Genomic DNA, 20,379 nt, shown 5'->3' with positions numbered 1-20,379 from the left:
AGGTGTTCCGGATTGGAAAATATATTACTTGAATATAAAAGAGGTAAAATTAAAACGAATTTAAAGATTGAGAATGTAGAGAGATTTTTTATTTTTCCATCAAGGATAGACAGTCAACAATTGTATACAACTTCTTCTGATAAATTTTTTAAGAGTGAGGATATCCAATTTATTAATTATGATTTAAAAAAACAGAGAATAATAATAAACAATAGTTGGTATGGAGAGTATCCTTTATTTTATTATTATGATAAGGTTATGGACCTAATATTAATTGATTATAATTTAATAGAGCTTGTAAAAGCAATTCAGAAAAATCATATTAAGCTAGAACTCGACCGAACTGCATTTTTTGAAGAATGTATAATAGATAATCCGTTAAGAAATCGAACTTTATTTAAGAATGTATATAAATGTATGGCTGGTGAAGAAATTTCTTTTGACTTAAAAAAATTTGAAGTTAAGAAAGAAAGAGTATTCAAATTGCAATTTAATGGTAATCACTCTGAAAAAAATGAAGAGTTATATTTAAGGGATGCAAAAGATATATTAGGAAGTTTATTTGATAAATATGAAGAAGAGCTATTACATTGTCAAGAGGAAGATATCTTAATCCCCTTAAGCGGAGGGTATGATTCAAGACTATTAGCTAGTCTTGCTAATAGAAAAGGATTTAAATTTAATAGCTTAGTATTTGGGCCGAGTCATTCTAATGAGATAACGGTAGCGAGAAAAGTAGCTGAAGAGTTGAATTTAAACTTAAATGTTGAGGAGCTCCTCAATAGTTATTATGAAAAATATGGGGAAGAAGTTGTTGGATTAACAGGTGGATTAAGTAGTCCGATGCATTGTCATTTATATTCTGTCATGCAAGAAAAACAAATTTCACCTAAGTATATTATTCATGGATTTTTAGGTGGAGAGTTTGCTGGCGCAAATCAAACTAAAATTGCGGAAAACTTTTCTATGACAAAAGAAGAAGCCATAGAGGATGTAATAAATAGGAGATTTAAAGGTCATACACTTTGGGCTCAAATTGATACAAAAGAAAAAGAAGAAATAATTAATGACGTAAAGAAATTAGCTGAAGATTGTTGTCAGGTTAATTTACCTTGCCATTTAGATGAATATATTAGGAATGTAGACAGACAAAATTCTTTGATAGCTAATATTTTTGCACCATTAGAGAGGGAATCTAGAATAATTAGACCATTTGCGTCTAAGGATTATGCAAAATTCTTTAATGGACTACCATATGAATTAAGAGAAAATAGATATCTTTATAAAAAAGCCTCATTAAGTTTATTTCCTGAAACTTTTGAGATTCCTGATCAGAAACTCCCTTCGAATATACCGATACCTAAAAAACTTCAGCCTAAGGTCAGAAAACTGTTTTTAGGCGCTTTTGTTTTAAGTTATTTAGTATCTAAGGGGAAAATACAAATAGGAAAATCTATGGTATATGAGAAGCACCACGAGTTACTAGATAATGAACTAAAAGATGTTTTAAATAAGTCTATAGAATTTTCAACAGAGTATACAGGAATAGATTTTTATAAGTATGCAAAACCTTCATATGTTCGTTTTAAAGAAACGTTGGTACCTTTTCGATTGATTACATTATATTATTTACAGGAGTATTTTAGGGCTTAAAATACATTTATAGGGTATAGTGTTAAAAATATTGATGAATTTATTAGAGGAGAATTTATATGGAAAATAATAAATTTGAAATAGTTGATAACTCACTAATATCAATAATCATTCCTACTTATAATGCAGAAAAATTTATATTACATACGATTAATTCTGTAAAAGCACAAACATATAAAGAATGGGAAATCATTGTAATTGATGATTGTTCTTCTGACAATACAATGAAAATAGTTGAAAAACAGGAAGAGATTGATAAAAGGATTAGAATAATAAAACTAGAAAACAATAGCGGGGCTGCAATTGCTAGAAATACTGGCATTAATCATGCAAAGGGAAGATATGTAGCTTTCCTAGATAGTGATGATTTATGGCTACCAGAAAAACTAGAAAAACAATTAGCTTTTATGCAGAATAATGATATAGCTTTTTCATTTACTAGTTATCAAATTATGAATCAAGAGGGTACGCTCACTGATAAGGTTGTACATGTGCCAGAGAAAATTAACTATAATGGATTATTAAAAAACACAATAATTGGCTGTTTAACAGTTATGTTGGATATTGAGAAGTTAGGGAAAGTACAAATGCCTAATATTAGAACCCGTCAGGATACTGCAACATGGCTGAAAATATTAAGACAAGGTCATTATGCTTATGGCTTAGATGAAGTTTTATCTAAATATAGAAAAGTTGAAAACTCTATTTCTAGTAAAAAATTCAAAATGGCTAAAATGAATTGGAAATTATATAGAGAAATTGAAGGATTGAGTGTTTTAAAATCTGCTTGGTGTTTTGGAAATTATGCGCTAAATGGAGTTATAAAGCACTTTGTTAAATAAGTTTTTAAAAGCCTTTTTCTCAAAAAGGCTTTTTTTGTTAATAACTAAGGAGGATTTAAAATGAATATTGCTATTTTTGGTACAGGTTATGTAGGGTTAGTAACAGGAGTGTGTTTATCGGATATTGGGCATCGTGTAACATGTATTGATATCGATGGAAATAAAGTGGCAAAAATGAAAGAAGGTATTTCGCCAATATATGAACCTGGTTTAGATGAATTGATGAGTAAAAATATTAAAGAAAATAGATTGCTATTTACAACGGATTGTCGTCAAGGGCTTGAAGAAGCGGATGTTATTTATATAGCAGTAGGTACACCACAGCAAGCAGATGGTTCAGCTAATTTACAATATATTGAGCAAGTTGCGTTGGATATTGCTAATAATCTAAAAAAAGATTCGATTGTAGTAATTAAAAGTACAGTTCCAGTTGGTACAAATGATCATGTTAAAAATTTAATTCAACAAAATTTAAAAGCAGATGTGAAAATTAGCATGGTATCGAATCCAGAATTTTTAAGAGAGGGTTCTGCAATTCACGATAGTTTCTATGGAGATCGTATAGTTGTTGGGGCTGATGATGCCAAAACTGCAGATGTTATGGAAGAAGTGAATAAATCTTTTAATGTTCCTGTTTTTAAAACAACAATTAGAAGTTCAGAAATGATTAAATATGCAGCAAATGCTTTCTTAGCTACAAAAATTAGTTTTATTAATGAAATTGCTAATATTTGTGAGAAGTTGGGCGCAGATGTTGAGCATGTGGCCAATGGTATGGGGTTAGATAAAAGAATTGGTACACAATTTTTAAAGGCAGGGATTGGATATGGTGGCTCTTGTTTCCCAAAAGATACACATGCTTTAATACAAATTGCTGGTAATGTAGAACATGATTTTGATTTATTAAAATCGGTTATTACAGTAAATAATAATCAACAGGCGTCTCTAGTTGAAAAAGTGAAAAGTGTATTGGGTGATATGAAAGGAAAACATGTTGCCATGCTTGGATTAGCTTTTAAACCAAATACAGATGATATGAGAGAGGCAGCATCTATTGTTATTGCTGAAGAATTGGTAGGATTGGGGGCTAAGGTGGTTGCTTATGATCCTATTGCAATTGAAAATGCTAAGAAGTTATTACCAGGTGAAGTAGAATATGTATACTCAGTAGAAGATGCTATTCAACAAGCAGATATTACTCTTATTGTAACTGAATGGGATGATATAAAAACATTTCCAATTGAGAAGTACATAGAATTAATGAAAGAACCTATTATTTTTGATGGACGTAATTGTCACGGATTGGAATATATTCAACAATTTGACATAGATTATTATTCAATAGGAAGACCAGCAATAATTCGTGAGACGGTTGTTTTATAAGAATATTTCAAACGAAGAGATTATTTGTTATAAACTCAACTATTTTAAAGAATAGTTGGGTTTATTTATATATTTTCACAAGAGGAGTTTGAATTTCTGGGTGCTAACAAATATGCAAATTTGGTGTAATATATCAGAGAGTAATTTGTAGTTGAATCATGATTGGAATTTAGGAAGATAATTATTAATTTTATATTAACAATGAAGCTTTTCTGGAGTGGAATTTAAGTATCAATATCATTCGGAAATTATGTTATATCGATAATAAAGAGTGGGGATAATTATGGAAATACTTGTAACAGGTGGAGCAGGATATATTGGTAGTCATACATGCATAGAGTTATTGAATAATGGTTATGAAATTATAGTAGTGGATAATTTGTCAAACAGCTCGGTGGAGTCTTTAAATCGAGTAAAAAAAATAACAGGGAAACAATTTAAGTTTTATAAAGAAGATGTATTAAATCATGAAGCGCTTGATACGATTTTTGAAGAAAATACAATCGAAGCTGTTATTCATTTTGCGGGCTTTAAAGCCGTGGGGGAATCAGTAGCAATCCCATTAACATACTATCATAACAACATTACAAGTACATTAGTACTATGTGAAGTGATGGAGAAGCATAATGTGAAGAAGATGATCTTCAGTTCATCTGCAACGGTATATGGTATCCCAGAAACATCACCAATCACGGAGGAGTTTCCATTAAGTGCAACAAATCCGTATGGTCAAACGAAATTAATGATTGAACAAATTATGCGTGATGTAGCATTTGCGGATGCAGAATGGAGTATCGCATTACTTCGTTATTTCAACCCGTTTGGTGCGCATGAGAGTGGACGTATTGGAGAAGATCCAAATGGAATTCCAAATAACTTAATGCCATATGTAACACAAGTAGCGGTAGGTAAGCTAAAGGAATTAAGTGTATTTGGAAATGACTACCGAACAAAAGATGGCACGGGTGTACGCGACTATATTCATGTTGTAGACTTAGCAAACGGTCACGTAAAAGCACTTGAGAAGGTCCTTGATACAACGGGAATAGATGCCTATAACCTAGGTACCGGTACTGGTTATAGTGTATTAGAAATGGTTGAAGCGTTTGAAAAAGTTTCGGGAAAGAAAGTTCCATATAAAATTACGGAGCGACGTCCTGGTGACGTGGCAGTATGTTTTGCGGATGCATCGAAAGCGAAGCGTGAATTAGGCTGGGAAGCAACACGTGGATTAGAAGAGATGTGTGCAGATTCTTGGAGATGGCAATCTAAAAATAAGGATGGATATCAATAAGTAAGGCAAGTATGTTAACTTTAATTTTCGAGAAGGAGAATTAAAAGAAATTCATTAAGTTATAATATAGTTTGGCTACATTATCTTATTGCATGTATAATGGATTTAAAATTTTGTTGTGAAATTAATTTGATAGTGATACACGAAGAAAGAAGGGTAAGATAATGAAAAAGAAAATCCTATTTTGGATATTAGGAATCATAGGAGTATTAATTATAGGTGGAGGAGTCTATGCTTATAATATATATTCTTCTGTTTCAAAAACATTAGATGAAGTTCATAAACCTTTAAAGCGTGATCAAAATAATAAACAAGAAGAAAAAATCAATAAATCTGAACCTGTTTCAATCCTATTACTTGGTGCAGATGAACGCGGTGAAGATAAAGGACGTTCTGACTCTTTAATGGTTATTACTTTAAACCCGAAGAACAATTCTATGAAGACGTTAAGTATCCCTCGTGATACGTATACGGAAATTGTCGGTAAAGGAAAAAGTGATAAAATTAACCACGCTTATGCATTTGGTGGAGTAGATATGTCTGTCGCAACGGTCGAAAAATTCTTAGGTGTGCCTATCAATTACTACATAGAAGTTAATATGGAAGGATTTAAGGATATTGTTGATGCTGTGGGCGGTGTTGATGTAAATAATGATTTAGAATTCTCTCTTGAAGGAAAGCACTTCCAAAAAGGGAATATTCATTTAACAGGTGATCAAGCTTTAGCGTATACTCGTATGCGTAAGGAAGATCCACGTGGTGACTTCGGTCGTCAAATGCGTCAACGCCAAGTGATGCAAGCAGTAATTAAAAAAGGTGCAAACTTATCTTCTTTAGCAAATTATGGAGATGTACTTACAGCAATCCAAAAGAACGTGAAAACAAACTTAACACAAGATCAAATGTTTGATATGCAAAAAAATTATAAGAATTGCTTGCAAAATAGTGAAGATATTCAAATCCCAGGTGACGGACATAAAGCAGCTGACGGTATTTGGTATTACTATGTTCCAGACGCAGCGAAGCAAGATTTAACAAATAAATTAAAAGCAAATCTTGAGCTAAAATAAGTAATAATACGGATAAACCTAACTCTTTTGGAAATAGTTGGGTTTATTTTTGTTTTTATATTAGTAATATATGATGTAAGACTATTAGACGAAGTGAATCGATGAGCAAGAAAGCAATAACGGTCCTTGTTATGTTAGTATTGTTTGTAGCTGCTATTGTAAGTGGTAAGATACACTGGAGTAAGAAAGTTGCGAATGCAACAGCACAAACAAATGAGGTAAAAACGACAAAGACTAAAGTAGAGAACAATAAGACGAACAAAGAAGAGAAACAAGATGCAAAGGCATCTTTTAATGAAGCATACGCAAAGAATTTACCAGATGCAGTGAAAGAGAAGTTAAAGAAAGCTGCTGAAGATAAAAAGGCAGTAAATCTTGTTATTGTTGGTGATGAGGCTTCTTCACCTGCAAAAGACGCTTTGGTATCTAAGTTTGTATCTAACTTGGATGCAAGTTACGGTAAAGGTTTATGGAATGTGACTGTTAAGGAATATAAGAATGAAAGCACCGAGGAGCTAATTGCAAATAAACATGCTCAATATATTGCGAAAGCAAAACCAGATGTTATTTTATTTGAAGTACCGTTCATTACAGACAATAATAAAATGGGTAATGGAAACTCTGTTGCTAATGCACAAAAGTTTGTTGGAGAACTTTCGAGCAGTGCGAAAGATGCTACGATTATGATCCAACCACCAAACCCAGTATATGGTGCGAAAAATTATCCGAAAGCAGTTGAAGCATTAAAGCAATTTGCAAAGCAAAATGGTTATGCATATGTTGACCATTGGGAAGCATGGCCAAATGCAACTACGAAAGAGATTTTACCGTATTTACAAGAGGAATTCAGTTTCCCAAATGCTAAAGGATATGACGTTTGGGCGCAATATGTGACAAATTATTTTGTAGCTAAGTAATTTGTTTATGTAAAAGGTATGCGATTAATCGCATACCCTTTATATTAGGGAGATAATATGTAGGAGGAAGAAAGATGAATTCAATTTTAATCTGTGGTGGAGCTGGCTACATCGGTTCTCATGCTGTAAAAAAATTAATAGATGAAGGCCTATCTGTAGTAGTAGTTGATAATTTACAAACTGGTCATGAAGATGCGATTACAGCGGGGGCAAAGTTTTATAAAGGGGACCTTCGTGATAAAGGTTTTCTAAGAGATGTTTTTAAACAAGAAAATATTGAAGCGGTTATGCATTTTGCTGCTGATTCTTTAGTCGGCGTTAGTATGGAGAAGCCTCTTCAATATTATAACAATAATGTGTACGGCGCACTTTGTTTGCTAGAAGTAATGGATGAGTTCAAAGTAGATAAGTTTATCTTCTCTTCTACTGCAGCAACTTACGGTGAGGTAGATGTTGATCTTATTACTGAAGAGACGGTAACAGATCCAACGAATACGTATGGAGAGACGAAGTTAGCGATTGAAAAGATGCTCCATTGGTATAGCCAAGCTTCTAATTTGAAATATAAGATTTTCAGATACTTTAACGTAGCTGGTGCAACTCCAAGTGGCATTATTGGTGAGGATCATCGCCCTGAGACACACTTAATACCTCTTGTTTTACAAGTTGCATTAGGTCAACGTGAGAAGATTATGATGTTTGGTGATGATTATAATACGCCAGACGGTACTTGTATCCGTGATTATATTCATGTTGATGATTTAGTGGAAGCACACTTCCTTGGACTTAAGGATCTACAAAATGGCGGGGAAAGTGATTTCTATAACTTAGGGAATGGTAATGGCTTCAGTGTGAAAGAAATCGTTGATGCAGTTCGTGAAGTTACGAATCATGAAATTCCAGCAGAGATTGCACCAAGACGGGCAGGAGATCCAGCGCGTTTAGTAGCTTCTTCTCAAAAGGCGAAAGAGAAATTAGGGTGGAATCCTGAGCATGTAAATGTGAAGACAATTATTGAGCATGCTTGGAATTGGCATCAGAAGAAACCTCATGGCTATGAGAAGTAAGTAGAAATGGAAAAGAGAGGGTATCGTCGTTCAACATATGTTCGACAATACCCTCTCTTTTTTTGTATGATTTTTGCTATACTAAACTGTACTATAATACGGGATGGAAGGAGGATGATGATGAAAATACTTGTAGTTGATGATGAATCGAGTATCCGCAATTTAATTCGGATGCAGTTAGAGATGGAAGGATATGAAGTATTGACGGCAGCTGATGGGAGAGAAGCTTTAGAGAGATGGAATGAGCAGCCGGATGTACTCATTTTAGATGTGATGCTTCCTGATACGGATGGGTATGAGTTATTACGTTTATTCCGAGAGAAGGATCGTGATATTCCAGTGCTTATGCTGACAGCGAAGAGTCAGATGAATGATAAATTGCTTGGCTTGCAGCTTGGTGCGGACGATTATGTGACGAAGCCTTTTAATTATGCGGAGCTTATTCTTCGTGTGAAAAATATGAGTCGGCGTGTGAGGAAGGAGGAAGTGTCTTCTACTTATGAGGTGATCCGAGCAGGGGAATTGGTAATTTGTCCAAAGGAAAGAAAGGTACATGTGAGTGGGCAAGAAATTCAGTTAACGTATCGAGAGTTTAATTTATGTCAGTTGTTTGTTTCGAATCCTCAGCGTGTGTTCATGAGAGATGAGTTGCTTGAGAAAGTATGGGGATTTGAGTATATCGGAAATACGAGAGCGGTTGATATTATGGTGCAAAGACTTCGAAAGAAACTCGGGAATAGTGGGGAGCATATTAAGACGATTTATGGTGTTGGATATAAGCTTGATTGCTAAAAGGTGATGATATGTCTTTAAAACGAAATATGGTGTTTGGAATAGTTGGATTGTTGATTCCAATTCTTGTTCTTTTGTATGCGGTTGTTTATATTGCACTGGAGAAGAATGTGTATCATAATGCGGCAGATTCCTTAGAAAAGTTAAGTGTGGAAGCGCAAATTTATACGATGAATTATTTAGAGAAGGAAGCAGAAGTAGAGACGCTAGGTCCTAATTCACTTTTAATCGCTTCTTATTTAGCGAGGCGAATGGATGTCCGGGTACAGATGATTGGGAAGAATGGAGATGTTGTTGCAGATACACAAAAGGGAGCATTACTTCATCGAAATATCGACATTGAGAGTTCTTTGAAGGGAAAGAAGTCTTATGTTTTTGAGGAGGGAGACCCCGCTCCAATTCTTTTGTTTTCAAGTCCGGTTTATTATGGAAACGATGTCATTGGAAGCATTCGTTTCATAAATGAGCTAACGGATGAGAAGGAAGTTTTAACGAATGTGAGTTGGACGTTTTTAATGACATCTCTTTGCTTAGTGGCCGCCGGTATTTTCTTTGCGATTCGTTTGGCGAAGTCTCTTCATAAACCAATTGATCAGTTAAGGCAAATGGCGCATCGGCTTGCGAATGGAGATTATGAAAGTAAGATTGAGTTAAATGAGTATGTGGAAATTGCGCAGCTTTCAGCGTCCTTTAATGCGATGGCTGACGGAATTGAACTACATATTAAACAGTTGAAGGAAGAGAAAGAGAAGCAGAAAGATTTCTTAGATCGAATTACGCATGAGTTGAAAACACCGTTAACAGCGATTATCGGTTATGTAGATTTAATTCCGAAGTTACAATCTAAGGAGGATGTGCAGGAGAGTCTCCGTTATGTGGCTGTAGAAAGTGAGCGTCTATTATCACTTGTAGAGGAATTACTTAAGTCTTCAAAGTACGGGAAGAGTACGTTTGAAGTGTCACCTACAGTCGTGAATATAAAGGAATTGGCGGAAGAAGCAGTTTCGATTGTGAAACTCAGGTTGCGGCAGTTTGAAATTGAAGTTATGAATGAGTTAATGGAAGTACACGTCGTTGCGGATTTTGATAAGACGAAGCAAATTTTCTTGAATGTGCTTGATAATGCGATTAAATATAGTGATGCTACGCGAGTTCGTATGAATGTAATTATAAATGAGCAGGAAGCAAAGGTTTTTGTTCATGATGATGGTATTGGTATGGATGAAGGTGTGCTTGCAGAGTGGAATGGGTCTCCGGATGGTAAGGTGCTTCCTTCTAGTTACGGGAATGGCTATGGTTTATACATTTGTCAGGAGATTATGAAGAAGCAAGGCGGGAGTATGCGAATTGAGAGTAGTGAAGAAATGGGAACTACAATATGTATGACATTTTTACTCCCAAGACGGATGGAAGACATAAAAAACTTGAAAGCGGTTAAATGATACATTTATGAAACAATTATGCGGTATTTTCGAAACAACGTTTTTTTATCTTGGAGGTAGGCAGAAATGAAAAGGCTATCATTTCAAATTCTTGTGTTTGTCTTTTGTATGATCGTTTCTCTTATTTTGTTTTATGTTATTGAGAAGCAAATATATAATCGAATCACGATTGTGGATGACAAACAAGCCGTTTTACAAAGAGTGAATGAATCCCTTCCTACTGAAGTGAAAGTAAGGCATGAGAAGTGGGGAGAAATTGTTGTAACGGATGAAGTTCGTTTGCATACGATTGTTTCATTCTTTGACCGAATTCGAGTAGAACCGAGAGAAGCGAGGAATCAAGAACAAGTATTTACTGGAGAAGTAACGTACTTGAATGGACATAAACGTACTTTTGCAGTAGGTGACTTGTTCCAGTATGAGGCTAATGTATACGGAAAGAATGGTAAGGATCCGATGATCTCAGCATTGCAAACGTATTTGTTAAGTCTGTATTATACACCAGAGCGCATTAGTAATTTCTTTGCGGAGGCAAAGGAAGTTGTAGTGAGGCAAGGGGATGTAATACGTACTATAGATCTTACGCAAATATTTGATTCTATTCGATACGCAAAGCAAATTACAGATTACGGAGAAATTCAGAAATTATTACAATCACAGAATGAGCCGATTGCTTATATTACTGCCTATAAAACAGGCAAGCGTGTAAAGAATGAGCGGGAGGATATTCTAACTATTTCTGTGTATCCATCGTACTTTGTTGTGCAATATCTCGGTGATAATAACGGGAATGTCATGTATATGAAAGGCTCTCTAGCAGAGTTATTCGTAAAGGAGAATGCGTCATGAGAAAGATAGCCTTTTTCTTCTTTTTGCTAGTAATTGGAGGAGCGATGTCTAGTTGCTCTCGAGATACAACCTCTATTAAATATAATAAAAGTGGTCTCCCTATTTTGGATGATCGTCATCTTGTTGCGTATGTAGCGGCCCGCGAGGAAGTTGGTGAAGCTTTGCTTTCATCATTTTGTAAACAACGCGGGTGTACATATGAATTTATTCGTCTATCGACAGAAGAACTTCTTCGGAGAGTAGAAGAGGAAGCTGGAAATCCGAAGGCGGATATTATTATTGGCGGTACAGTAGATGCGCATCAAATGATGAAGCAAAAGAACCTTTCTATTCCTGTTATGAGCCAGCATGCGAACCGTATTTCAAAGTCTGTTAAAGATAAAGATGGTTATTGGTACGGTTATGAAGTGGAGAAACTAGCAATCGCGATTAATAAAGAGCGGTGGAATGAAGAAATAGCGCCGCTCGGTCTTCCATATCCATCAAGGTGGCAAGATTTATTAGATCCGGTATATACGGGGAAGATTGCAATGCCTGATCCAAATGTTTCCGGCACAGCATATACTTTGTTTCAAGCACTTATTGATACTTTAGGTGAAGAAGAAGCGAAAGAGTATGTTAAGAATCTTGCACGGCAAGTTGGTGAAGTAACGGTGAATGGCTATATGCCTGTAGAACTAGTTGCAAGCGGTGAATATATGATAGGCATCAATTTTGCGGGAGATCAGAGAATGCTTCAGAAACAAGGCTTTCCTATTTTAAGTAAGGAACCTGAGCAAACAGGTTTGTCTGTCAATGCGATTTCAAAACTAAAACGTGCACCGAGTGGTATTATTGCGGATTTATTTATTGATTATTGTTTATCAGAAGAAGCGGGTCACATTTTAGAAAAAGTTTCGTTTGGCGTACCGACGATGTTTGCGAAGAATGAGAAAGAAATAGAAGGACAGCCGGTTAGAAGGACGAACCAAAATATATCAAGTAGTGGAATAATCGAGATATGGAATAGACAGCGTCTCTCTCAGAAGTGAGAAAAGGAGACGAGAGTATATGTTTAAATGGCTTAAGCCAGCACCTGCAATTGAGAGATTACCAGCGGATATGATCGCGAAAGTATATACATTACTACGTATTCGTGTGCTAATCGGAATCTCAGTTGGATATGCTGCTTATTATTTAGTGCGCAGTAACTTTACGTTATCAAGTACGTATTTAGTACAAGAATATGGTTTTAGTACAGCTGAAATTGGACTACTAGGTTCAGTAATGGCGATTGTTTATGGATTTAGTAAGTTCTTTATGGGGAATTTATCAGATAAAGCTTTTGCCCAGCGCTTTATCGCAGTCGGATTATTCTTATCAGGGCTTGTAAATATTTGTTTCGGGTTTGCATCTTCATTTGGGATGATCGTTACATTACTTGTCCTGAATGGTATTGTACAAGGTATGGGAGCACCACCTTGTAGTATCGTTATGACGAAATGGTTCTCAAAGAAAGAACGTGGTACGAAAACAGGCATTTGGAATATTTCACATAACGTTGGCGGAATGCTTGTGCCACCACTTGTCGGAATTGGTGTAGGTATTTTCGGTGAAAGTCATTGGCAAGGCGGCGTGTTTATTTTTCCAGCGATTATCGCAATGGTAATTTCAGTTCTTGTTTGGATCAATGCGAAGGATACACCAGAGTCTGAAGGTCTTCCTCCAATTGATGAGTATCGTAATGACTATGAAAATCTTGAAAAAGCAGATAATGCTAACAAGATGTCGCCAAAAGAAATTTTAATGAAATACGTAGTGAAAAATAAATTTGTATGGTTCTTATGTATTGCGAATGCATTTGTTTATTTAATTCGTTTCGGTGTTATTAACTGGGTTCCACTTTATTTAACGACAGTTAAAGGTTTTTCAAAAAATGAAGCACATGCAGCATACGCAATCTTTGAAGGTATGGCAATTCCAAGTTCATTAATCGTTGGTCTTTTAAGTGATAAATTATTTAAAGGGAAACGTATGCCATTGTGTATTATTAGTATGGTTGGAGTTGTTATTGGTACGTTTGTATATTGGCAAGCAACTAGCGTACTTGTTGTAAGTATTGCAGTTTCTATTATCGGTTGTTTAATTTACGTACCACAGTTTTTAATCGGTTTAAGTGCGATGGAATTAGTACCGAAATTTGCAGTAGGTACGACAGTTGGTATGTGTGGTCTGTTCGGTTATGTAGGCGGAAGTCTTGTAGCAAACGCAGCAATTGGTGTTATTGTTGATCGTTCTGGCTGGGATGGTTGCTTTATCTTACTATTAACAGGTGCAATTTTATCAACAGTCTTCTTGTTCATCGTTCAACGTGGGCATGAGAGAAAAGATCCTAAAGCGGCGTAATATTTAATATAGAAAAGCTATCCAATTATCATTTTGGATGGCTTTTTCTATATAATATAATCTTTCCTTAAAACTATCTTAAAAGATAGGATGTCATATTTCTAATCATTGGAATTTTTGTTACAATATAAATGAATGTGTAAAACTTTGTAAAAAAAATGTAATAATATGTAATTTGTTTTCAGAAAGTTTTATACAATTTGAGTGTTTATTAAACTATTAATTTATAAAGGGAGAGAGAATATGGTACCAAATACGGTTCGTACTCCAAACAAGAAGAAGAAATGGATCATTATGGGTGTTATCGCACTAATTGTTATTGTGGCAGCAGTTAATATTTTTATTATGCAAGGCAAGAAGAAGGGTGCATCAACAACGGCTGATGCTGTAAGTTTTGAGAAAGTAACAGAGCGTAAGCTGAATAATACGAAGTTAATTTCTGGTCAGGTGAAGCCGGGTAATATTGAAAGTTTCTATGCGGATCCGACCAAAGGAAAAGTGAAAGATATTGCGGTAAAAGAAGGGCAAGAGGTAGAGAAAGGTACGAAGTTATTCTCTTATGATAATGAAGAGATTAATTTGCAAATGAAGCAAGCTGAGCTTGATCAAAAGATGGCAGATATGCGTTACGATCAAGGGAAGAAGAAGATTGATTCGTTGAAGAAAGAAATTAAGAAGGTGAAAGATAGCGGAGCTGGGAAAGAAGTAACAGATCCGATGGAAGAGCAAGTAAGTGAGTTAGAGATGACGCAGAAAACAACTGATCTTGAGAAAGAAAAAGGGAAGTTGCAAAAAGAAGAGTTAAGTAAAAAGCAGAAAGAACTTACGATTTATAGTAACTTTACGGGTGTTGTTCAAAAGTTAGATAAAGATGCAGCACAAAGTTCATCACAAGCATTAGGTGGTCAAGGAAAAGCATTCTTACAAGTAGCTTCTAAAGATCCGTTCCAAGTTCAAGGGACTTTAACAGAGCTTCAGAAGTCACAAATTCAAAAAGATCAAACATTCACTGTAACTGCGAAAGCAAATAATAAGAAGAAGTGGACAGGTAAGATTACAGAGGTAAGTGAATTCCCAACGAGTGCAGAGATGGCTCAAGCTGGTGGTGTAGGCGAAGCGACTCAAAATATGTCTCAATATACATATAAGGCAAGCCTGGATAGCCAAGATGGTTTATCTCCAGGGTACCATGTTTCATTGCAAGTAAATTTAGAGAATAAGACGATGATTGCTGTCCCAAGTAAGAGCATTGTAGAAAAAGGCGATGATGCATTTGTTTATGTTGAGGATAAAGGAAAGCTTCGTAAACAAAATGTGAAAAAAGGTTCTACTGATGGAGATTGGACAGAGATTACTGAAGGCGCAAAAGTGGGGCAAAAGGTGGTTAAAAATCCTTCCGACGACGTGTATGACGGAATGGAAGTGAAAGAGAAATGATTACGTTAAATAATATTGCTAAAACGTATTATCAAGGGAAATTGGCAGTGCCGATTTTGCACGGTATTAGTTTAACGATTCAGAGCGGTGAATTTGTTTCGATTATGGGGCCGTCTGGTTCTGGTAAATCAACGCTTATGAATATTATCGGTTGTTTAGATCGTCCAACAGAAGGTGAATATATGCTGAATGATGTGAATATCTTAACAGCAGACGAGTCAAAGCTTGCTTTAATTCGTAATGAATATATCGGTTTTGTGTTCCAGCATTTTAATTTGCTGCCGCGTCTTTCAGCAGTAGAAAATGTTGAACTTCCGCTCGTATACGGTGGCGTGAAGAAAGCAGAGCGACGTCAAAGAGCTCTGGAAGCGCTTAGTAAAGTTGGTTTGTCCGACAGAGTTCATCATTTGCCGAATGAGTTATCAGGTGGACAGAAGCAGCGTGTCGCTATTGCGAGGTCGATTGCGAATAATCCAACGTTCATTATGGCCGATGAGCCGACAGGTGCGCTTGATACGAAGTCTGGTGAGCAAGTTATGGATATTTTCACGAAGCTCAATGCAGAAGGTACGACGATTGTTATGGTTACGCATGAAGAAGAGGTTGCAGCTTATTCATCCCGCCGTATTGTACTGCGAGATGGGAAAATTACAGAAGATAGAAGGTGTGCGGTATGAGTTTACTAGATAGTATGAAAATCGCCTTATCTTCTATTCTAGCTCATAAACTGCGTTCTGCCCTTACGATGCTCGGCATTATTATCGGTGTAGGTTCTATTATTACTGTCGTTGCGATTGGGCAAGGCGGGGAAGCGATGCTGAAGTCGAAATTCGCAGGTTCTGGCGGTAATAACCTTATGCCAATTCAATTTAAACCAGATATTAATGATGAGTTTGCTATGGGTGGATTTGAAATACCAAAGTTAACTGAAGAGGATATTTTGGAAGTAAAACAAGTGAAAGATGTTTCACACGTTATTACGACAAACCAGAATTCAGAGGTGCTTGATGTAAATGATAAAAAAGCAAATCTGAATGTTATTGGTCTTGATAATGAATATTTTGCAGTTAATAAAGTAAAGGTCGTAAAGGGACGTACTTTAAATGAATCAGATATTTCTCATGCAAATAACGTTGTGATGATTAGTACAAAAACAGAAGAGACGTTATTTAAGGATGTAAACCCAGTTGGACAAATTATTGAGATGAAGGGGCAGCCAATGCAAATTATTGGTGTGTATAGATCCGATAATGAGTTTATGGGCTTTGAAATGGAAGAAGCGTTAATCCCCCTTACGTTATGGCCTGTTTTATACGGAACCGATGATATTCAAAATATCGCAATTCAGGCTAAAAATGTAGACGATTTAGAGGTAGCTGGGAAAAAAGCTATCGATGTATTAAATAGTCGTAAGCCAAGTGAAATTCCAGGTAAATATGAACTGGTGAATTTAAAAGAATTCCAAGAAAATGTTTCTAAAGTAACTGGTATCATGACGATGATCATCGGCGGTATCGCTGGTATTTCATTAGTCGTTGGTGGTATCGGTGTTATGAACATCATGCTCGTATCTGTAACGGAGCGTACGCGCGAAATTGGAATACGTAAAGCACTTGGGGCAACGCGTAGTAAAATTTTATTACAGTTTTTAATTGAAGCCGTTATGTTAACGCTTCTAGGTGGTTTAATCGGAATTGGTCTTGGATATGGTGGGGCATATATCGTTTCTACATTCGCAAAATGGCCACCGCTCGTTTCATGGGAAGTTGTCGTTGGAGGCGTACTGTTCTCTATGACACTAGGTATTATTTTCGGATTAATTCCAGCAAACAAAGCTGCGAAGTTAGATCCGATTGAAGCACTGCGTTATGAATAAGTTGTAGTAGAGAGGGACTCTCTACTACACATTACCGTTCTAGTGGGCGGTTCGTAGCCTCTAAATGAGGATGTGAACCGCCCGTTAGAACGGGATATATAAATAGAAGGAGGCGTTATAATGGAAATGAATATTAATACGCAAGATGAAGGTGCGAAGAAGCCGTCATTATTTGGAATGGTTACTTCTCCAGGCTTACAGTTTGAGAGAATGAAGACGAAAAGCCCAGTCTGGGGAGGATTTTTCTTATTTCTTTTAATGGGGACAATCTTATCAGCAGCGGTAGCTTATTTAGGGTTACTTAATACTCCGGAGCTAGCGAAGCTGGTTAAGGATGATACCACGGGGATAATGAAATGGACTACACTTGGATTTGGAGCTATTGGAGGTCTAGTTGGAACAGCTGTTGGTCTTTTTGTGGTAGCAGGATTTTATAAAGTTATTATGATGTTTATGAGCAATGATACTCCATATATGAAGATATTATCTATTTATATATATGCCAATGTTGTCTTTTATGTTGGTAGTCTTCTCAATGTAGCTTTAGGATATATTCTTGGTGGGAATGGCGCTGATAAATATACAAGTTTAGGGCCTTTATTTGAACAAGGAACAATTGCATATGGCATTGGTTCTGCATTTGAAGTCTTTAACATTTGGAGCTTAATTTTAACTGGCTTAGGCTTGCATATCGTTGCTGGTTTAAGTAAAAAACAAGCAATAATTTTAATTTCTATATTCTTTATCCTTACAATTGGGTTTAGTATATTGGTCGGTATGTTCTCTGATTTTGGCGCATAATATGTTATTTTGAAAAGGTGGCTCTTCCTAGAGTCACCTTTTTTGTTTTTACCCCTATTTCAAGTTAACCCCATTCAAATTTCAATATAAAATGATTTGGATTATTAATGATACATTTAACCTAACGGCTTTTTCTACGACTGTAAACCCTTATACTTACAAGCTCGTCGACATTCTATCCATATTTTTTTATGTTAGATGGATACACATATTAGTTTGATTGATCAAAAGAAATCTAAGAATATTTTTGAAATTATTGGTATCAGCTTTGACTAACAAAGGGTAAGTTCTGACTAAGTTGATATCAGCCTTATCTAACAAAGCGTAAGCTCTGACTAAGTTAATATCAGCTTTATCTAACAAAGGGTAAGTTCTGACTAAGTTGATATCAGCCCTATCTAACAAAGGGTAAGTTCTGACTAAGTTGATATCAGCTTTGTCTAACAAAGGGTAAGTTCTGACTAAGTTGATATCAGCCTTATCTAACAAAGGGTAAGTTCTGACTAAGTTGATATCAGCTTTATCTAACAAAGCATTAGTTCTGACTAAGGTAATATCAGTTTTATCTAACAAAGTGTCATTTTTAAAAAGATGGAGGAATTTATTACACCATAAGAGCTGTGTTTTTATTCACTGATTATCATGAAAAAGTTTTTTGTTTGTAAAATAGGTGGACTATTGTCTCGTTATTTTTGAGGTATTTTATGGACATGTATAAGTTCGTTTTTTTTAAAACGGCTATAAATCAACTTCTTTTATGCAAAAATGATAGAGTCTCGTAAAAAGTGTGTCAAAAAAGTACACACTTTTTACGAGACTTTTGTCTACTTGTCTGTGCTACCTTAAAACAGTTTCGATAGATATGGTGACCTCTATGAGGTTAGTTTGCAGTGTTCTCTTTTATATGGAAAAGCGTAATAAACGTTGATACATCAATATTTTTGTTGCTTTTTGTATATTGATGGCGTGAAAATAAAAGTAACTTAATACGAACGGAAAATAAAAAAGGATGTTATCTATACCTAGAAGTCTTGTAAACGTATAGGGCATTTGGGTATACCTTTTAAAAACGGGTATTGTGTGAAGCCAGGGGCTTTTGTAGATACGGTTGTTTTGTAAGAAGGTATGATTGCAAATCAAATAAAGAGGTTAAATATTTATCAAGATTATGAAGAGTATTATCACTGTGGTTTAATTGGTCTTTGGTATGCAAAGGGAGTTTTCCTGCTTATGCTGTCGTAACGGTGCGTGGTTATATATTAGAAAGGTTGAAGAAAGAACGTGTAGTACAAGAGAGGTACATTATTTCAGAACGATTTTTTGCAGGTAAAAAGATGGGAGAGATAGCCATTGAAATGGGGATGACGTACTATCAAACGAGATGGTTATATCGACAAGCGCTTGAGAAAATGCGAGATAGTGTAAGGGGATAAGAATAATAAATAGAATGGAAGGCAAGGAAAATATTGCTTTCCATTCTATTAATTTTAAGGCAGTAAATGTAGCATGAGTTTTTTTTAGTGTAGTGAATCTTGCATGTTCATCCGTGATAATACATATCCAGCTTTCAATACTTGCCGTCTTAACTTATGGGAACTTATTCGTATTGTTACGGTAGTTCGGTTTGAAAAATGAATTTTAGCTTTTTTAGTTTTTTTGAAAAACTCTATATCATTTATATGGTTATAGAACAACCAAATACAGTTTGGAGACGAAGGAGATTCTGTTGGGAAAGTAAAAATATATTCCCTATGATTAATTGGAATCGGAACATTCTGTTTGAAATTAAATTTTGCTTGGACTGCAGCACGTCTACCTTGATAAGTAGAATGAACACTTGTTAGACAAGATTCCTTTATGAGTTGGAGAGCTGTTTGGCATGAGTACAGGTGGTTTTCCCACTACTGTCGATAATTTTTGTACGTTAATAAGAGCGTTTGTATGGCTCAAGCATTATTGTAGAACTAGAAATAAAAATATTACTTTCATTATCCATAATTCTAAATCCTCCCTTATATAAAAGTTATTATTAATCTTCTGTTGTGTATTGTAAATTTTTACTGTTCGTTTACAATCAATAGATGATAGTCTTTCTAATTTGCATCGCTTGTACATATATATGAAAATAGAAAAGAGTAGGCGGTGAGATAGTATGAAGAAAAAGTATATTATTATGGCTCTTGTTGTTGTTCTCCTAGTTTATTTAGCAAACAGTAACCCAAGTAAAGGGGAATATACGGATTGGGCAGCGAAGCAGTTTATGAAACGTAATGATGCAAGTAAGAAGCTAAATGAGATTGAAAAAGAAAACCAGGATGGTCTCCTTGGTGATTTAGCATCTGCTGGTAAGAAGTTGGCGAAAAAGTATGTTGAGCCACAAGTTGGGCTATTAATCGATCATTATACAAAGCGAAATGATTATATTTTCTTCTCAACATATAAGACAGAGTTTGATTTAGGTGGGGAAAATTATAAATATGTTTGCGTTGGTTTTTCAAAGATCTTTATCCCGATTGAAATGCCGAAGAAAAAAGACGAATCTGCAAAATGATGCAGATTCGTCTTTTTGAT

General features: G+C 35.4%; 17 protein-coding genes and 2 pseudogenes. 18 read left to right on the top strand and 1 reads right to left on the bottom strand.

Annotated features, from left to right (window positions below; genetic code table 11):
* Positions 1-12: 12 nt before the first annotated feature.
* The 17 genes and pseudogenes from BAU23_RS14275 (at position 13) to BAU23_RS14190 (ending at position 19,241) form a co-directional block, all read left to right on the top strand.
* Positions 13-1,653 carry an asparagine synthetase B family protein gene (locus BAU23_RS14275; RefSeq protein ID WP_071734703.1) on the top strand — a complete coding sequence of 547 codons (1,641 nt, stop codon included), beginning with the start codon at positions 13-15 and terminating at the stop codon, positions 1,651-1,653.
* A 59-nt stretch (positions 1,654-1,712) separates the two neighbouring features.
* Positions 1,713-2,495, top strand: coding sequence for a glycosyltransferase family 2 protein (locus BAU23_RS14270; RefSeq protein WP_071734702.1), 783 nt, complete (start codon positions 1,713-1,715; stop codon positions 2,493-2,495).
* A gap of 60 nt (positions 2,496-2,555) precedes the next feature.
* Positions 2,556-3,878 (top strand): UDP-glucose dehydrogenase family protein, encoded by a 1,323-nt coding sequence (locus BAU23_RS14265; protein WP_071734701.1) that lies wholly within the window; start codon positions 2,556-2,558, stop codon positions 3,876-3,878.
* A 283-nt stretch (positions 3,879-4,161) separates the two neighbouring features.
* Positions 4,162-5,172, top strand: a complete 1,011-nt coding sequence (gene galE / locus BAU23_RS14260; protein WP_071734700.1) for a UDP-glucose 4-epimerase GalE — start codon at positions 4,162-4,164, stop codon at positions 5,170-5,172.
* A gap of 164 nt (positions 5,173-5,336) precedes the next feature.
* Positions 5,337-6,242, top strand: coding sequence for a polyisoprenyl-teichoic acid--peptidoglycan teichoic acid transferase TagU (gene tagU / locus BAU23_RS14255; protein ID WP_071734699.1), 906 nt, complete (start codon positions 5,337-5,339; stop codon positions 6,240-6,242).
* Positions 6,243-6,343: 101 nt separating this feature from the next.
* Complete coding sequence (locus BAU23_RS14250) at positions 6,344-7,159, top strand: SGNH/GDSL hydrolase family protein (protein WP_071734698.1); 816 nt, start codon at positions 6,344-6,346, stop codon at positions 7,157-7,159.
* Positions 7,160-7,233: 74 nt separating this feature from the next.
* The gene (galE, locus tag BAU23_RS14245; RefSeq protein WP_071734697.1) at positions 7,234-8,226 is read left to right on the top strand and encodes a UDP-glucose 4-epimerase GalE; all 993 of its coding nucleotides are present in this window, start codon (positions 7,234-7,236) and stop codon (positions 8,224-8,226) included.
* Positions 8,227-8,346: 120 nt separating this feature from the next.
* Positions 8,347-9,018 (top strand): response regulator transcription factor, encoded by a 672-nt coding sequence (locus tag BAU23_RS14240; protein ID WP_071734696.1) that lies wholly within the window; start codon positions 8,347-8,349, stop codon positions 9,016-9,018.
* An 11-nt stretch (positions 9,019-9,029) separates the two neighbouring features.
* Positions 9,030-10,460, top strand: a complete 1,431-nt coding sequence (locus tag BAU23_RS14235; protein ID WP_071734695.1) for a HAMP domain-containing sensor histidine kinase — start codon at positions 9,030-9,032, stop codon at positions 10,458-10,460.
* 66 nt (positions 10,461-10,526) lie between these two features.
* Complete coding sequence (locus BAU23_RS14230; RefSeq protein ID WP_071734694.1) at positions 10,527-11,309, top strand: DUF3919 family protein; 783 nt, start codon at positions 10,527-10,529, stop codon at positions 11,307-11,309.
* Entirely contained in the window at positions 11,306-12,340 is a 1,035-nt protein-coding gene (locus BAU23_RS14225) for an ABC transporter substrate-binding protein (protein WP_071734693.1), read from the top strand. Before BAU23_RS14230 ends, BAU23_RS14225 begins: the two co-directional genes overlap by 4 nt.
* Positions 12,341-12,359: 19 nt before the next feature.
* Positions 12,360-13,694 (top strand): MFS transporter, encoded by a 1,335-nt coding sequence (gene pgtP, locus BAU23_RS14220; RefSeq protein WP_000477572.1) that lies wholly within the window; start codon positions 12,360-12,362, stop codon positions 13,692-13,694.
* 243 nt (positions 13,695-13,937) lie between these two features.
* Positions 13,938-15,131 (top strand): efflux RND transporter periplasmic adaptor subunit, encoded by a 1,194-nt coding sequence (locus BAU23_RS14215; protein ID WP_000249052.1) that lies wholly within the window; start codon positions 13,938-13,940, stop codon positions 15,129-15,131.
* Entirely contained in the window at positions 15,128-15,808 is a 681-nt protein-coding gene (locus BAU23_RS14210) for an ABC transporter ATP-binding protein (RefSeq protein ID WP_071734692.1), read from the top strand. Before BAU23_RS14215 ends, BAU23_RS14210 begins: the two co-directional genes overlap by 4 nt.
* The gene (locus BAU23_RS14205) at positions 15,805-17,007 is read left to right on the top strand and encodes an ABC transporter permease (RefSeq protein ID WP_000054401.1); all 1,203 of its coding nucleotides are present in this window, start codon (positions 15,805-15,807) and stop codon (positions 17,005-17,007) included. Before BAU23_RS14210 ends, BAU23_RS14205 begins: the two co-directional genes overlap by 4 nt.
* A gap of 120 nt (positions 17,008-17,127) precedes the next feature.
* Positions 17,128-17,808 (top strand): YknW family membrane protein, encoded by a 681-nt coding sequence (yknW, locus tag BAU23_RS14200; protein WP_071734691.1) that lies wholly within the window; start codon positions 17,128-17,130, stop codon positions 17,806-17,808.
* 1,125 nt (positions 17,809-18,933) lie between these two features.
* Positions 18,934-19,241: pseudogene (locus BAU23_RS14190) on the top strand (sigma-70 family RNA polymerase sigma factor).
* 84 nt (positions 19,242-19,325) lie between these two features.
* On the opposite strand, the pseudogene BAU23_RS14185 reads toward BAU23_RS14190, so the two are convergent.
* Positions 19,326-19,804: pseudogene (locus BAU23_RS14185) on the bottom strand (competence protein ComK).
* Positions 19,805-19,960: 156 nt separating this feature from the next.
* On the opposite strand from BAU23_RS14185, the gene BAU23_RS14180 reads away from it, so the two are divergent.
* Positions 19,961-20,359 carry a DUF4359 domain-containing protein gene (locus tag BAU23_RS14180; RefSeq protein WP_000731401.1) on the top strand — a complete coding sequence of 133 codons (399 nt, stop codon included), beginning with the start codon at positions 19,961-19,963 and terminating at the stop codon, positions 20,357-20,359.
* Positions 20,360-20,379: the final 20 nt, after the last annotated feature.

Source organism: Bacillus nitratireducens, assembly GCF_001884135.1.
In the GTDB taxonomy this organism is placed as follows: domain Bacteria; phylum Bacillota; class Bacilli; order Bacillales; family Bacillaceae_G; genus Bacillus_A; species Bacillus_A nitratireducens.
This window is presented reverse-complemented; position numbering and strand designations above follow the sequence as displayed.